Annotated in this window: 13 protein-coding genes; 11 read left to right on the forward strand and 2 right to left on the reverse strand. The window is 62.8% G+C overall.

Annotated elements, in window-relative coordinates; genetic code table 11:
- Nucleotides 1–3: 3 nt before the first annotated feature.
- From ectB to BMI88_RS01155, 6 genes are all read left to right on the forward strand, one after another.
- Nucleotides 4–1290 (forward strand): diaminobutyrate--2-oxoglutarate transaminase, encoded by a 1287-nt coding sequence (gene ectB, locus BMI88_RS01130; RefSeq protein WP_093476885.1) that lies wholly within the window; start codon nucleotides 4–6, stop codon nucleotides 1288–1290.
- 53 nt (nucleotides 1291–1343) lie between these two features.
- Complete coding sequence (locus BMI88_RS01135; RefSeq protein ID WP_075775937.1) at nucleotides 1344–1745, forward strand: ectoine synthase; 402 nt, start codon at nucleotides 1344–1346, stop codon at nucleotides 1743–1745.
- Nucleotides 1746–1755: 10 nt separating this feature from the next.
- Nucleotides 1756–3186 carry an aspartate kinase gene (locus tag BMI88_RS01140; RefSeq protein ID WP_281480128.1) on the forward strand — a complete coding sequence of 477 codons (1431 nt, stop codon included), beginning with the start codon at nucleotides 1756–1758 and terminating at the stop codon, nucleotides 3184–3186.
- Between the two features lie 171 nt (nucleotides 3187–3357).
- Nucleotides 3358–4770, forward strand: coding sequence for a cytochrome ubiquinol oxidase subunit I (locus BMI88_RS01145; RefSeq protein ID WP_210402006.1), 1413 nt, complete (start codon nucleotides 3358–3360; stop codon nucleotides 4768–4770).
- Nucleotides 4767–5780 carry a cytochrome d ubiquinol oxidase subunit II gene (gene cydB / locus BMI88_RS01150; protein WP_078521807.1) on the forward strand — a complete coding sequence of 338 codons (1014 nt, stop codon included), beginning with the start codon at nucleotides 4767–4769 and terminating at the stop codon, nucleotides 5778–5780. Before BMI88_RS01145 ends, cydB begins: the two co-directional genes overlap by 4 nt.
- Before the next feature lie 186 nt (nucleotides 5781–5966).
- Complete coding sequence (locus BMI88_RS01155) at nucleotides 5967–8249, forward strand: FdhF/YdeP family oxidoreductase (RefSeq protein ID WP_078545299.1); 2283 nt, start codon at nucleotides 5967–5969, stop codon at nucleotides 8247–8249.
- On the opposite strand, the gene BMI88_RS01160 is transcribed toward BMI88_RS01155, so the two are convergent.
- Complete coding sequence (locus tag BMI88_RS01160) at nucleotides 8246–9424, reverse strand: MFS transporter (RefSeq protein WP_078545303.1); 1179 nt, start codon at nucleotides 9422–9424, stop codon at nucleotides 8246–8248. The two genes, BMI88_RS01155 and BMI88_RS01160, sit on opposite strands and share 4 nt — an antisense overlap.
- Nucleotides 9425–9508: 84 nt before the next feature.
- Nucleotides 9509–10522, reverse strand: a complete 1014-nt coding sequence (locus BMI88_RS01165) for an NAD-dependent epimerase/dehydratase family protein (protein ID WP_078545306.1) — start codon at nucleotides 10520–10522, stop codon at nucleotides 9509–9511.
- Between the two features lie 421 nt (nucleotides 10523–10943).
- Here BMI88_RS01165 and rplO point away from each other — a divergent pair, with 421 nt between their 5' ends.
- The 5 genes from rplO to rpsK all read left to right on the forward strand — a co-directional run bounded on the left by rplO (nucleotide 10944) and on the right by rpsK (nucleotide 14524).
- On the forward strand, nucleotides 10944–11411 hold the full coding sequence (gene rplO, locus BMI88_RS01170; RefSeq protein WP_078545309.1) for a 50S ribosomal protein L15: 468 nt from the start codon (nucleotides 10944–10946) through the stop codon (nucleotides 11409–11411).
- A gap of 103 nt (nucleotides 11412–11514) precedes the next feature.
- Entirely contained in the window at nucleotides 11515–12885 is a 1371-nt protein-coding gene (gene secY, locus BMI88_RS01175) for a preprotein translocase subunit SecY (RefSeq protein WP_078540199.1), read from the forward strand.
- 30 nt (nucleotides 12886–12915) lie between these two features.
- Entirely contained in the window at nucleotides 12916–13566 is a 651-nt protein-coding gene (locus tag BMI88_RS01180; RefSeq protein ID WP_078521795.1) for an adenylate kinase, read from the forward strand.
- 184 nt (nucleotides 13567–13750) lie between these two features.
- Nucleotides 13751–14119: a 30S ribosomal protein S13 gene (gene rpsM / locus BMI88_RS01185; RefSeq protein ID WP_078521793.1), complete on the forward strand. Its 369-nt coding sequence runs from the start codon at nucleotides 13751–13753 to the stop codon at nucleotides 14117–14119.
- A 15-nt stretch (nucleotides 14120–14134) separates the two neighbouring features.
- On the forward strand, nucleotides 14135–14524 hold the full coding sequence (gene rpsK, locus BMI88_RS01190; protein WP_078521791.1) for a 30S ribosomal protein S11: 390 nt from the start codon (nucleotides 14135–14137) through the stop codon (nucleotides 14522–14524).
- Nucleotides 14525–14534 lie beyond the last annotated feature (10 nt).

Here is a 14534-nt window from a genome sequence, read left to right on the forward strand (position 1 = left end):
CCCATGACCGTTCATTCGACGGATAAAACGATCTTTACCCAACGCGAATCTGAGGCCCGCTCCTACTGCCGTGGCTTCGATACCGTTTTCACCAGCGCGCAAGGCTCGGAACTGACCGACGCCGAGGGCAACACCTATATCGACTTCCTCGCCGGTTGCTCGTCGCTGAACTACGGGCATAACGACCCGGACATGAAGCAGGCGTTGATCGAGCACCTGACCGAAAACAAGATGGGCCACGCGCTCGACCTGCACACCGACAGCAAGGCCAAGTTCCTGAGCGCGTTCGAGGAGCACATCCTCGCGCCGCGCGGCATGGACCACAAGCTGATGTTCATCGGCCCGACCGGTGCGAATGCCGTCGAAGCCGCGATGAAAATCGCGCGCAAGGCGACCGGCCGCACCAACATCATCGCCTTCACCAACGGCTTCCATGGCGTGACCATGGGTGCGCTGGCGGCGACCGGTAACGGCTACCACCGCGGTGGCGCTGGCATGGACACGCATGGCGTGACTCGCATGCCGTACGACGCCTATGCCGATGGTGTCGATTCGGTCGCGCTGCTCGACCAGATGCTCTCGGACGCCTCGGGCGGTATCGACGCTCCGGCGGCGATCATGTTGGAGACGGTTCAGGGCGAGGGCGGCCTCAACGCTGCCAGCCCGGAATTCGTTAAAGGTGTCGAGCAAGTCGCCCGCAAGCACGGTGCGCTGTTCATCATCGACGACATTCAGGCAGGCTGCGGCCGCACCGGCACCTTCTTCTCCTTCGAGGAGATGGACGTGATGCCGGACGTCGTGACCCAGGCGAAGTCGATCTCGGGCTTCGGCATGCCCATGGCGCTGGTTCTGGTGCGTCCCGACTACGACGTGTTTGGCCCGGCCGAGCATAACGGTACCTTCCGCGGCAACACCCATGCCTTCGTGACCGCCACCGTGGCGATCGAGAAGTTCTGGGCCGACGACAAGTTCCAGAAGGAACTGGCCGTGAAATCGGACGTGCTGCGTGAAGGTCTGGCCGCCGTGGCCGATCTCGTGCCGGGTGCCTTCCTCAAGGGCCGTGGCCTGATGCAGGGTGTCGATGTCGGCACCGGTGAACTGGCTTCGGCGATCTGCGGTCGCTGCTTCGAAAAAGGTCTCGTGATCGAGACTTCGGGCAATGACGACCAGGTCGTGAAGGTCCTCGCACCGCTGACCACGCCGATGGAACAATTCCGCAAGGGTCTGGAAATCCTGCGCGAAGCCGCCACCGAGGTGACGGGCGAGCGCACGGACATCGCGGCGGAATAATCCGCCGCTGCCTCCCCCAGCGACCAAGAAATTCAGATACGGAGACACATCACATGATCGTTCGTGATTTCAACAAGCTTAAAAACACCGACCGCGACGTGTCCGACGCCGATTGGAGCAGCGTGCGCATGCTGCTCGCTGACGACAAGATGGGCTTCAGCTTCCACATCACCACGCTGAAGGCCGGTTCGGACCACACGTTCCACTACAAGCACCATTTCGAGAGCGTGTACTGCATCTCGGGCAACGGCCACATCACCGAGCTCGACAACGGCACGCGCCACGAAATCAAGCCGGGTGTCATGTATGCGCTGAACCTGCATGACCATCACCGCCTCGTCGCGGGTGACGAAGACCTCGTCATGGCCTGCTGCTTCAACCCGCCGGTGACCGGCAACGAAGTTCACCGTGAGGACGGCTCGTATGCGCCGGCCGAAGAACTGGAAAATTCGTAAGGGGGCCAAATTGACCCACCAGAATCACACAGTCGAAAAGATTGGCGGCACGTCGATGAGCCGCGTGGACGAGTTGCTCGACACGCTGTTCATCGGAGACCGCAAGGGCGCCGATCTTTACAACCGCATTTTCGTCGTCTCGGCGTTTGGTGGCATCACCAATCTGCTGCTCGAACATAAGAAGTCGGGCGAGGCGGGCGTCTATGCGCAATTCGCGAAGGCCGATAGCGAACATGGCTGGCACGAGGCGCTGAGCCGCGTCTCGTCTGCGATGGTCGAAGCGCATGAGAGCGTGCTCGAGCACCCGGGCGACATCTCGCAGGCCACCGAATTCGTGCGCGAGCGTATCGAAGGCGCGCGCAACTGCCTGATCGACCTGCAGCGCCTGTGCTCTTACGGGCACTTCCGCCTCTCGCAGCACATGCTGCAGATCCGCGAGCTGCTGTCGGGTCTGGGCGAGGCGCATTCCGCTTTCGTCACTACGCTTCTGCTGCAGCGCAACGGCGTGAACGCACGTCTCGTTGACCTCTCCGGTTGGCGCGATGAAACCGATCACGACCTCGAAGGCCGTATCATGGGGGCGATGAAGGATGTCGACCCGGCGTCCGAAATGCCGATCGTGACGGGCTATGCGCAATGCGCCGAAGGCCTGATGCGGGAATTCGACCGTGGCTATTCCGAGGTGACCTTCTCGAAACTCGCAGCCCTCACCGGCGCGCGCGAGGCGATCATTCACAAGGAATTCCACCTGTCCTCCGCCGACCCGAAGCTGGTGGGCGAAGGCAAGGTGCGCAAGCTGGGTCACACGAACTATGACGTGGCGGACCAGATGTCGAACATGGGCATGGAGGCGATCCACCCGAAAGCCGCCAAGACCCTGCGCCAGGCGGACGTTCCGCTGCGCGTCACCAACGCGTTCGATCCGGGCGATCCGGGCACGCTGATCGACGACAAGCCCGCCAAGGAAGCGGCGGTCGAGATGGTGACCGGGCTCGATATCATCGCGCTGGAAGTGTTCGAACAGGACATGGTCGGCGTGAAGGGATACGACGCCAAGATCCTCGAAGTGCTGACGCGTCATGGCGTGCGCATCGTGTCGAAAGCGTCGAACGCCAACACGATCACGCACTATGTCGACGCGCCGATCGAAGTGCTCCAGAAGGTCGAGAAAGACCTCTGCGATATCTACCCGTCGGCGGAAATCTCGGCGCGGATGCTCTCGATGGCTTCGGTCATCGGGCGTGACCTGAAGGGCCTCTCGGTTCTGACCCGGGGTCTGCAGGCGATCGCCAAGGACGGCATGGAAAGCCTCGGCGCGACCCAAGGTCCGCGCAATGTCGATGTGCAGTTCGTGCTCGAACGCGGTGATCTGAAACCCGTTATCAAGGCGCTCCATGAGGAGTTCATCCCGGAAGAAAGCGCCCTCAAACAAGTCGCCTGAAATAAGCGACATTGAACTGATGAAGCCCGTGCGGATCTCCGTGCGGGCTTTTTTCTTTGGCTGCGACAACCCGTCCCAGTTGGGCTTTGAACCACGTTCCGGCGGTTGCCGTATCCTCGGGCAAGTCTAGTTCTTATCACGCAACGTGCAGAAACGCGGACGGCCATGAGCATTTTCGACATACCGACACTCGATCTGGCGCGGGCACAATTCGCCTTCGTCGTCTCGGCGCATATCGTCTTTCCAGCCTTCTCCATCGGGACGGCAAGTTACCTGATGGTGCTGGAAGCCCTGCGGATGATTACGGGCAAGGAGGTCTTCCTGAGGATCTTCGAGTTCTGGAAACACATCTTCGCGGTGGTCTTCGGGATGGGCGTCGTCTCTGGGGTCGTGATGTCCTACGAGTTCGGCCTGAACTTCGCGCATTTCTCCGACAAGGCGGGACCGGTGATCGGGCCGCTGATGGGCTACGAGGTGATGACCGCCTTCTTCCTCGAGGCCGGTTTCCTCGGGATCATGCTCTTCGGGCGCAACCGCGTGAACAAGTGGATTTACATGTTCGCGGTGACGATGGTGGCCTTCGGAACGTTGCTCTCGGCCTTCTGGATCCTCTCCGTGAATAGCTGGATGCAGACGCCCGCGGGCTTTGCGATGAACGATGTCGGCCAGTTCATCCCGAAGGACTGGTGGGAGGTGATCTTCAATCCCTCGCTGCCCTATCGCTTTGTGCACATGGTACTGGCGGCCTACCTGACCACGGCGCTCGTCGTGGCCGGGGTCGGGGCTTGGCACCACATCAAGGGCACGGCGGATGACGCGGTGCGCACGATGTTCCGCATGGCGGTGGCGATGATCCTCGTGACCGCGCCGATCCAGATCCTTGCAGGCGACCAGCACGGGCTCAACACGCTCGAACACCAGCCCGCCAAGATCGCGGCGATGGAAGGGCATTGGGAGACCAGCAAGGGCGCAGGCCTGATCCTGTTCGGCATCCCGAACCCGAGCCAGGAGCGCACCGATTACAAGATCGAGGTGCCCTATGCCTCGTCGCTGATCCTGACGCACTCGCTCGACGGCGAAGTGCCCGGCCTCGGGGACTTCCCGGCCGATGAACGCCCGCCGATGACGATCGTCTTCTTCACCTTCCGGATCATGGTGGGGCTCGGCTTTGCCTTCGCCGCGATCGGGCTTTGGGGCGGCTGGCTGATGTGGCGCAAGCGCCTGCACGAGCCGGGGCTGTTCCACAAAGTGGCGCTGGTCTTCGCGCCGGGAGGGTTCCTCGCGATCATCATGGGCTGGTTCACCACCGAATTCGGCCGCCAGCCCTATACGGTCTATGGCCATTTCACGACGGCGGAGTCGGTGTCTAACCTCAGCCATGGCGCAGCCTGGGCGGCGCTGATCGGCTTCGTGGTCGTTTATGCCTTCCTGTTCGGCTCGGGCACCTTCTACCTGCTGCGACTGATGCGGCGCGGGCCGGAGTCGGCGGAGCCGGTGGAGAACACGCCGCAGCGCGCCGGCGGCGTGGCGGGCGCGATGCTCGCCAATGATGTGACGACCGAGAAAGAGGAGGCCCACGTATGAGCGGCTTCGCCCATTATCTGCCCGACATCTGGGCCGCGATCATCGCCTTCGCGATCCTGACCTATGTGGTGCTCGACGGGTTCGACCTCGGCATCGGCATCCTCTTTCCCTTCCTCGGCTCTGAGGAGAACCGCACCCGCGCGATGAATTCGGTCGCGCCGGTCTGGGACGGTAACGAGACATGGTTGGTGATGGGGGGCGGCGGTCTGCTCGCCGTCTTCCCGCTGGCTTACGGGATCATCCTGAACGCGCTTTACGTTCCGATCATCATCATGCTGCTCTCGCTCGCCTTTCGTGGCGTGGCCTTCGAGTTTCGCGGCAAGACCCGGCGCTGGCAGAAGCTCTGGGACAAGGCGTTCTTCGGCGGCTCGCTGATCGCGACGCTGGCGCAGGGCGCGATCCTCGGCGGGCTGCTGCGCGGCCCCGAAGTGACCGACCGTACCTTCACCGGCGGCCCGTTCGACTGGGTCAGCTGGTTCTCGCTCGGCACGGCGCTGGCGCTGGTCGCGGGCTATGTGATGCTGGGCTCGGCCTGGCTCGTCATCAAGACCTCGCACGGGCTCTATGATCTCGCGCGGCGCGTCGGGCAGGTTTCCCTGATCGTGACACTCGGGTTTATCGCTCTCGCCTCGCTCGCGACGCCGTTCCTGCATCCCGAATATTATCACCGCTGGTTCCAGTGGCCGGGCGTCATCTGGAGCGCCGTGGTGCCGCTTTTGCTGATGGTGGCGGGCTTCGGCTACTGGACTGCCATTCGATCGGATCGCGGCGTGGTCGCCTATCTTTCGGGGATTGCGATCTTCATCCTGTGCTTCATGGGGCTCGGTCTGTCGATCTTCCCCTATATCGTGCCCGCCTCGATCACGATCCGCGAGGCGTCGACCACGGCGATGTCGCAGGGCTTCATTCTGGTCGGCGCGGCGATCTTCCTGCCGATCATTCTCGCTTATACGGCCTATGCCTATTGGGTGTTCCGCGGCAAGACATCGGAGCATGAGCATCACTACTGAGTGAGGCTACGGGACGGCCGGAACCGACCGGGCGCAGGCAGGGTTGGAACGATGTGACCCACATCCCGCGCATCATATGCAGAGCCTTTCCCTCTGCGGTCCTCAGCCGGTCGGCTGGCCTGCGCGCGCCCCTCGGGGCGCGCGCAATTTCATGTGCGCGGATCGACCCCGGAGGAGCTACGCGCCATGTCTGACAAGCTTGATAAACTACCCGAAGAAAGCGGCCCCTCCGGTGGTTGGGGCTCGATGCGGGGCATCGCCCGGGTCTTTGGCGACTCCTGGCCCTCGCCGGATGTGCTGCGCGAGCTGGAGCGTCAGAACAAACCGGGCGGTCTCATGTGCTCGTCCTGTGCTTTCCCGAAACCCGCCAATTACCATCCGTTCGAATTCTGCGAGAACGGGGCGAAGGCGACGCTGTGGGAGATGACCAAGTCGCGCCACACGCCCGAGTTCTGGGACGATCACACGGTCTCGGACCTGATGGACTGGTCCGACCACGAGCTGGAGAAGACCGGCCGTCTGACCGCGCCGATGCGCTACGACCGCGCCACCGATCGCTATGTCGAGGTGAGCTGGGACGAGGCCTTTTCCGAGATCGGGTCGATCCTGAAAGGTCTGCCGAAGCAGGAGGTGGTCTTCTACTCCTCGGGCCATGCCGGGTTGGAGGCCAGCTATCTCTGGGCGCTGATGGCGCGCGCCTATGGCAACAACAACCTGCCGCAAAGCTCGAACATGTGTCACGAGACGACCTCGGTCGGCCTGAAGAAGGTGATCGGGTCGTCGGTGGGCACGGTGCTTTGGGAAGACCTGGAGGAGACCGATTGCTACTTCTTCTTCGGACAGAACCCCGGCACCAACTCGCCGCGCTTCCTGCATCCGCTGAAGGCGGCGAAGGATCGCGGTGCGAAGATCGTCACCTTCAACCCGGTGAAAGAGCAGGGGCTCGTCAGCTTCGTCGATCCGCAGAACATCCGTGACATGGCGACGGGGCGTGAGACGATCATCTCCGATCAATATCACCAGCTCAAAGCGGGCTCGGATATCGCAGCGCTGACCGGCCTGTGCAAGGCGGTCATAGAAGAGGACGAAAAAGCGCAGGCACAGGGCCGCTCGGCGATCATCGACTGGGACTTCCTGAAGGAACACGCGGTCAATTATGACGGGTTCCTGACCTTCTGCCGCACCACGGCTTGGGAAAAGATCACCGAGGAATGCGGGCTGTCCGAGGCCGAGCTACGGCAGGCGGCCGACGTCTATATCCACGCCGAGAAAGTCATCGGCGTCTACGGCATGGGGCTGACGCAACACGCTCATGGTGCGACCAATATCGGGATGCTGGTGAATTTCCTCGCGCTGCGCGGCAATATCGGTCGCAAGGGCGCGGGCTGTTGCCCGGTGCGCGGACACTCCAACGTGCAGGGCCAGCGGACCGTCGGCATTGCCGAGAAGGCCAAGCTGATCCCGATGGACAAGCTCCGCGAGCTTTACGGCTTCGAGCCGCCGCAGGAAGACGGCTATCACATCGTCGATGCGGCGCAGGCGATGATGGAGGGCAAGGTTTCGGCCATGTTCTCGCTTGGCGGTAACCTCGTGCGCGCGCTGCCCGATAGCGAGCGGATCGAAGAGGCTTGGCCGAAACAGAAGCTGACGGTGATGATCTCGACCAAGCTCAACCGCTCGCATCTCTATCCGGGCGAGGTGGCCTATATTCTGCCGTGTCTCAGCCGGTCCGAGAAGGACGAGCAGGAGAGCGGCAATCAATATGTCTCGGTCGAGGACAGCTTCTCGAAAATTCACGGCTCGCTCGGCAAAAGCGCGCCCGCCTCGGACAAGCTGGAATCCGAACTGGCGATCACTTGCGGCATTGCGAAAGCCGCCTGCGATCCGAACCCGAAACTGCAATGGGACGAATGGGTGAAGGATTATTCCGTCGTCCGCGATCTGATCGAGGCGACCTACCCGGACGACTTCCGCGGCTTCAACGAGCGGATGAACGAACCGGGCGGCTTCTGGCGCGGCAACCCGGCGCATGATCGCATCTGGAAGACGGAAAGCGGCAAGCTGGAATTCACCACGCCGTCCAAGCTGAACGCGCTTGGCTTCGAGGACAAGCCGGGCCGTTTCCGGATGATCACCATGCGCTCGAACGACCAGTTCAACACCACGATCTACGGCTATTCGGACCGGTTCCGCGGCATCGAAGGGACGCGCGACGTGCTGTTCATGAACAAGATCGACATGGCCGATCTTGGGCTCGAACACGGCGATCCGGTCGTGGTCCATGGCGACATGGATGACGGGATCGCGCGCCGCAAGACCGGGCTGAGCGTCATCACCTTCGAGCTGCCGCGCGGCACGGTCGGGGGCTATTACCCCGAATGCAACGTGCTGGTGCCGGTGGGGCTCAATGACGAGCTGTCGAAGACGCCCGGCTCGAAGGGCGTCCCCGTCCGCATCGAGAAGGCCTAAGCGGGAACGGCGGCGGGGCGGCGGCTATCGAGCCACGCGATGGCAAGGAACACGAGCCCCGCCGCCGCCAGCCCCGCGCCGACATAGCCGGTGGCGGTCCAGCCATAGCCTTCCGCCAGCGCGATGCCCGCAAGGAACGGCCCGATGGCGTTGGCGAGGTTGAAGGCTGCGTGGTTGAGGGCGGCGGCCAGCGTCTGCGCCTCGCCCGCAACCTCCATCAGCCGCATCTGCATCGGGATCACCATCCCGGCGGTCGACCCCAGCGCGATCATCGCCACCGACATCGCGACCCAGTTGCCGATCGTGAAGGTGTAGAGGATCGACATCACGATCATCCCGCAAAGCAGGATCACGCCTGCGCCGAAGCGCGACCAGTCAGACAGCTTGCCCGAGATCCAGTTGCCCAGCGTGCCGCCCACGCCAAAGGCGGAAAGCGCCACGGGGATCGTCCAAGCGGGGCCCGCCTGCGTGTCGATCATCGCCGCCGACAGATAGGAATAGACCGCGAAGATGCCGCCGAAGCCGATCGAGCCCACCAGCAGCGTCAGCCAGACCGAGCGATTGGCCAGTGCGCCCAGCTCGCGCATCGGGCTGGCATTCGGGTCGCGCGGAGTCGCGGGGGCGACGCGCGCGATCATCAATGCGGAGGCCGCGCAGATCACCGCGACGATGGCAAAGCCCCAGCGCCAGCCGAAATTCTGCCCGATCGCACCCGCCAGCGGCACGCCCACGATATTCGCGATCGTCAGCCCGGTGATGACCATCGCAATGCCCTGCGCGCGTTTGCCCACGGGCATCAGATCGGCGGCGAACAGCATCGCCATCCCGAAATAGGCGCCATGCGGCAGGCCGGAGGCGAAACGCGCCGCCATGAAGCTATCCATGTTAGGCGCGAACCCGGCCAGCAGGTTCGCCACCGCATAGAACCCCATCAACCCGATCAGGAATTGCTTGCGCGGGATTTTCGCGCCGATCACCGCCAGAAGCGGCGCGCCGATCACGACGCCAAGCGCATAGGCCGAGATCGCATGACCTGCCCGCGCCTCGGTGATCCCGAAATCGGCCGCGTAATAGGGCAGCAGCCCCATGGACGCGAATTCGATCACGCCGATACCGAAAGTGCCAAGGGCCAGCGACAGGATCACGGCCCGCGCGTGGCGGGGTTCGAGCGTCATGGGTAGTCTCCGAAAATAGGTGTAGCGCCGGGTATCAGCCCCGTGACTTAGGCGATTGCTGCGCTGCGGCAAGGGGCGGAGGGGTTATTTCCCGTAATAGTCGCGGAACCATGCCACGAATTTCGCGATCCCCTCGCGCACATCGGTCTGCGGACGGTATCCGGTGAGGGATTGCAGAAGCGAGGCATCTGCCCAGGTCGCGGGCACGTCGCCTTTCTGCATCTCCATGTAATTGCGCTGCGCGGGGCGGCCCAGCTCGGCCTCCAGCGCATCGACGAAGTCCAGAAGCTTCACCTTGTCGGAATTGCCGATATTGACGATCCGATAGGGGGCCACGGGCGAGAGGCTGTCGCCCTCGGCGATCTCGTCACGCGAGGCGGGGCGCTCGGGGGCTGCGTCGATCAGCAGGCGGATGCCGCGCACGAGGTCTTCGACATAGGTGAAGTCGCGATACATCTCGCCGTGATTGTAGATGTCGATCGGACGGTCGTTGAGGATCGCGTCGGTGAACTTGAACAGCGCCATATCGGGACGGCCCCACGGCCCGTAGACCGTGAAGAAGCGGAACATCGTCGTCGGCAGGTTCCACAGATGAGCATAGGAATGCCCCATCGACTCGGTCGCCTTCTTCGTCGCCGCATAGATCGTCAGCTGCGTGTCGGCCTTGTCGGTCTCGGCATAGGGCATGTCCTCGTTCGCCCCGTAGACCGACGAGGTCGACGCCATCAGAAGGTGCTGTACCTCGTGGCGGCGCGCGGCCTCCATCACGTTGAAGGTGCCGACGATATTGGCGTCGATATAAGCGCGGGGCTGCTCGAGGCTGTAGCGCACGCCCGCTTGCGCTGCGAGATGGACGATGATCTCGGGTTCGAACTCATCCGCCATCGCGTCGAACGTCTCGAGATCTTCGAGCATCCCCTCGGTCGCTGAGAAATTCGGGTTCTGCAGCAGCATCGCATGGCGGCGCTGTTTCAGGGCGACATCATAGTAGTCGGTCATCCCGTCATAGCCGTGCACCCGGTAGCCCTCGTCGAGCAACAGCTTCGCCAGATGGTAGCCGATGAAACCTGCGGTGCCGGTGATCAGGATGCGCGTCATGAATGTCCCTCGCCAATGCTGTCTGTGCAGTAGCGAGCGGGGGGCGGGAAGGTCAAGCGCCGCGCGGGATAAGCGAAGGCCCCGGCCGTGCGGACAGCTTCGCCTGCTCGGGCTCGCCGACCGGCGCGTTGGCGTCTACATAGACCACCGGCTGGCTCATCGCGGCATAGTGATGGGGCGGCGAGAGATCGGAGGCGCCATACCACGCCCGAGGTGCGTGACCTTCGGGCGACCAGCCCGGTGGGGCAGGGCGCGCGCTGGCCGCGACACCGCCCCGATTGCGCGAAAACGCGGGAGTTGCGTGCGCGGGGCAAACGCACTATACGCCCCCGGTGGCCCGACGGCCGCATCAGAATCAACACGAAAAGCCGTGTCCCTTCCGCACTCGCTTCGGGAAGGTGTTCCGGCAAGGAGAAGCGATATGAAACTCAATGAACTGCGCGACAACGAAGGCGCGGCCCAGAAGAAAAAACGCGTCGCCCGCGGTCCCGGCTCGGGCAAAGGCAAGATGGCTGGCCGTGGTATCAAAGGTCAGAAGTCGCGTTCGGGTGTGGCCCTGAACGGTTACGAAGGCGGCCAGATGCCGCTCTATCGTCGTCTGCCGAAGCGTGGCTTCACCAAGCCGAACGCGAAGAAGTTCAACGTCGTGAACCTCGGCCAGATCGAGAAATTCATCGAAGCCGGCAAGCTCGACGCGAAGTCGGACATCACCGAAGACGCGCTGGTCGCGGCCGGTGTCGTGCGCCGCAAGCTCGATGGCGTGCGTGTCCTCGCCAAGGGCGACATCAAGTCGAAAGTGGCTCTGAAGGTCACCGGCGCTTCGAAATCGGCCGTTGAGGCTGTCGAGAAGGCTGGCGGCTCGGTCACGGTGGCGCAGGCCGCTGAATAAGCTGTTGTGAGCGGGCTCCGGCCCGATTACATAGGCGAAGGTTTTCTAGGCGCCGCCGACCGGGAACCGGTTGGGCGGCGCTTTACATGAAAGAGACGAGCATATGGCATCTGCTGCAGAGCAAATGGCGGCGAACCTCAGCTGGGACGCCCTGGGCAAAGCCACCGAGCTGCGCCAGCGCATCTTCTTCACCATTGGTTTGCTGATCATCTACCGCCTCGGGACCTATATTCCGGTTCCGGGCATCGACGCGCAGGCACTGCGCGAATTCATGCAAAGCGCGGGCTCTGGCCTCGGCGGCGTGTTGTCGATGTTCACGGGCGGTGCGCTCGGCCGGATGGGCGTCTTCGCGCTCGGCATCATGCCCTACATCTCGGCCTCGATCATCATCCAGCTTCTGACCGCTCTGGTACCCGCACTCGAGCAGATGAAGAAGGAAGGCGAGCAGGGCCGCAAGAAGATCAACCAGATCACGCGCTATGCGACCGTGGCTCTGGCGACCTTCCAGGCATGGGGTCTGGCCGTGTCGCTCGAAAAGGGCGATCTGGCGCATGATCCGGGCCTGTTCTTCGTCGCTGCCGTGGTCATCACGCTCGTCGGCGGCACCATGTTCTTGATGTGGCTGGGTGAGCAGATCACCGCACGCGGCATCGGCAACGGCATCTCGCTGATCATCTTCGTCGGTATCGTCGCGGAAATCCCGGCGGCTCTGGCCCGCTTCCTCGAGCAGGGCCGCGCCGGTGCGATCTCCACTCCGGTGATCCTCGGGGTGATCCTGATGATCGCGATCGTGATCACCTTCGTCGTCTTCATGGAACGCGCGCTGCGCAAGATCCACATCCAGTATCCGCGCCGTCAGGTGGGGATGAAGGTCTACGACGGCGGCTCCAGCCACCTGCCGATCAAGGTGAACCCGGCGGGCGTCATCCCGGCGATCTTCGCCTCGTCGCTGCTGCTGTTACCGACCACCATCGCGACCTTCTCGGGCCAGAACACCGGTCCGGTGATGTCGACGATCCTCGCCTATTTCGGGCCGGGTCAGCCGCTATATCTGCTGTTCTACGTCGCGATGATCGTGTTCTTCGCCTACTTCTACACCGCGAACGTGTCGTTCAAATCGGACGAGGTCGCGGACAACCTGAAGAGCCAAGGCGGCTTCGTGCCCGGCATCCGTCCCGGCAAGAAGACCGAGGAATATCTCGACTACGTCGTCAGCCGCATTCTCGTGATCGGTTCTGCCTATCTCGCCGCGGTCTGCCTTCTGCCCGAGATCCTGCGTTCGCAGCTGTCCATCCCGTTCTACTTCGGCGGCACCTCGGTTCTGATCGTGGTCACCGTGTCGATGGACACCATCAACCAAATTCAGTCGCATCTTCTGGCCCACCAATACGAGGGTCTGATCGAGCGCTCGCAACTTCGCGGCCGTTCGGGCAAGAAGAAGAAGGGGCCGCGCAAGCCGCCCGCGCGCCGCTAAATCCGCCAAGCGTTTTCAGGGGGAGCCGACATGGCAAATATCATTCTTCTCGGCCCGCCCGGCGCGGGCAAGGGCACCCAGGCCCGCCGTCTCGTCGAAGAGCGCGGTATGGTCCAACTCTCCACCGGCGACATGCTGCGTGAAGCGAAGGACTCGGGCACAGAGATGGGCAATCTCGTCGCCGATGTCATGGCCAAGGGCCAGCTCGTGACCGACGAGATCGTCATCGGTCTGATCGAGGAAAAGCTCGCCGCCGGTGGCGAGGGCTTCATCTTCGACGGCTTCCCGCGCACGCTGGGGCAGGCCGACGCTCTGGGCAAGCTGCTTGCCAAGATGGGCACCAAGCTCGACGCGGTGATCGAGATGCAGGTGGATGACGAGGCGCTCGTCGCCCGCATCACCGGTCGCTCGACCTGCGGCGGCTGCGGCGAGGTCTATCACGACCAGACCAAGCCTTGGCCCGCAGACGGCAAATGTGAAAAGTGCGGCAGCACCGACGTGAAGCGCCGCGCTGACGACAACGAAGACAGCCTGCGCACCCGGTTGATGGAGTATTACAAGAAGACCTCTCCGCTGATCGGTTACTACTACCACGCGGGCGATCTGTTCACGATCGACGGGCTGGCCGAAATCGAGACCGTGGCGACGTCGATCGCACGAATTCTCGATCAGCAAGAGTAATCGTAAATGAAGCCTTGACCCGGAGGGCGTTTACCTCTAGGTCACGGCGTCTCCGACGGGAATCGTTTCCGAGAAGGGAAGATTCTCGAGGGAGTTAATCGTGGGGTCCGAAGCGCCAGTTTCGGGCCTCGTGTTGTGAAAAAAGGGCCTGGGGTTACGGGCTCGCAACGAAAGGATACACGCTTTGGCACGTATTGCTGGCGTCAACATTCCGACCGGGAAACGCGTCCCGATCGCACTTACCTACATCACCGGGATCGGTCCTCACTCGGCTAAGCAGATCTGCGAAGCTACCGGTGTCGACGTGACCCGTCGCGTCAACGAGCTTTCGGATTCCGAAGTGCTCGCCATCCGCGAACATATCGACGCCAATTACACCGTCGAGGGCGACCTGCGCCGTGAAGTTCAGATGAACGTCAAGCGCCTGATGGATCTCGGCTGCTACCGTGGCCTGCGTCACCGTCGCAACCTGCCCGTGCGCGGTCAGCGCACCCATACGAATGCGCGTACGCGCAAAGGTCCGGCGAAACCCATCGCTGGCAAGAAGAAGTAAGGGGAGGCAGGACAAATGGCTCGTGATAAGGTTCGCGCTAAGCGCAAGGAACGCAAGAACATCGCCGCTGGCGTCGTTCATGTGAACTCCTCGTTCAACAACACCAAAATCCTGATCTCTGACGTGCAGGGCAACGCGATCTCGTGGTCGTCGGCTGGCACGATGGGCTTCAAGGGCTCGCGTAAGTCGACCCCCTACGCCGCTCAGATGGCTGCAGAAGATGCGGCCAAGAAAGCTCAGGATCACGGTCTGCGCACCGTGGACGTCGAAGTTCAAGGCCCCGGTTCGGGTCGTGAATCGGCGCTGCGCGCGCTGGCTGCGGTCGGTCTGACCGTCACCTCGATCCGTGACGTGACCCCGATCGCCCATAACGGCTGCCGCCCGCCGAAGCGTCGCCGCGTCTAATCAAGATTAC

The organism is Thioclava sp. F36-6 (assembly GCF_002020305.1).
In the GTDB taxonomy this organism is placed as follows: domain Bacteria; phylum Pseudomonadota; class Alphaproteobacteria; order Rhodobacterales; family Rhodobacteraceae; genus Thioclava; species Thioclava sediminum.

Excerpts from the sequence above, each read along its gene's own strand:
- BMI88_RS01160 (WP_078545303.1), bottom strand. The coding sequence starts at position 9,424 with ATGACGCTCGAACCCCGCCACGCGCGGGCCGTGATCCTGTCGCTGGCC.
- secY (WP_078540199.1), top strand. The coding sequence starts at position 11,515 with ATGGCATCTGCTGCAGAGCAAATGGCGGCGAACCTCAGCTGGGACGCC.
- rpsK (WP_078521791.1), top strand. The coding sequence starts at position 14,135 with ATGGCTCGTGATAAGGTTCGCGCTAAGCGCAAGGAACGCAAGAACATC.
- ectB (WP_093476885.1), top strand. The coding sequence starts at position 4 with ATGACCGTTCATTCGACGGATAAAACGATCTTTACCCAACGCGAATCT.
- cydB (WP_078521807.1), top strand. The coding sequence starts at position 4,767 with ATGAGCGGCTTCGCCCATTATCTGCCCGACATCTGGGCCGCGATCATC.
- BMI88_RS01155 (WP_078545299.1), top strand. The coding sequence starts at position 5,967 with ATGTCTGACAAGCTTGATAAACTACCCGAAGAAAGCGGCCCCTCCGGT.
- BMI88_RS01180 (WP_078521795.1), top strand. The coding sequence starts at position 12,916 with ATGGCAAATATCATTCTTCTCGGCCCGCCCGGCGCGGGCAAGGGCACC.
- BMI88_RS01165 (WP_078545306.1), bottom strand. The coding sequence starts at position 10,522 with ATGACGCGCATCCTGATCACCGGCACCGCAGGTTTCATCGGCTACCAT.
- BMI88_RS01135 (WP_075775937.1), top strand. The coding sequence starts at position 1,344 with ATGATCGTTCGTGATTTCAACAAGCTTAAAAACACCGACCGCGACGTG.
- rplO (WP_078545309.1), top strand. The coding sequence starts at position 10,944 with ATGAAACTCAATGAACTGCGCGACAACGAAGGCGCGGCCCAGAAGAAA.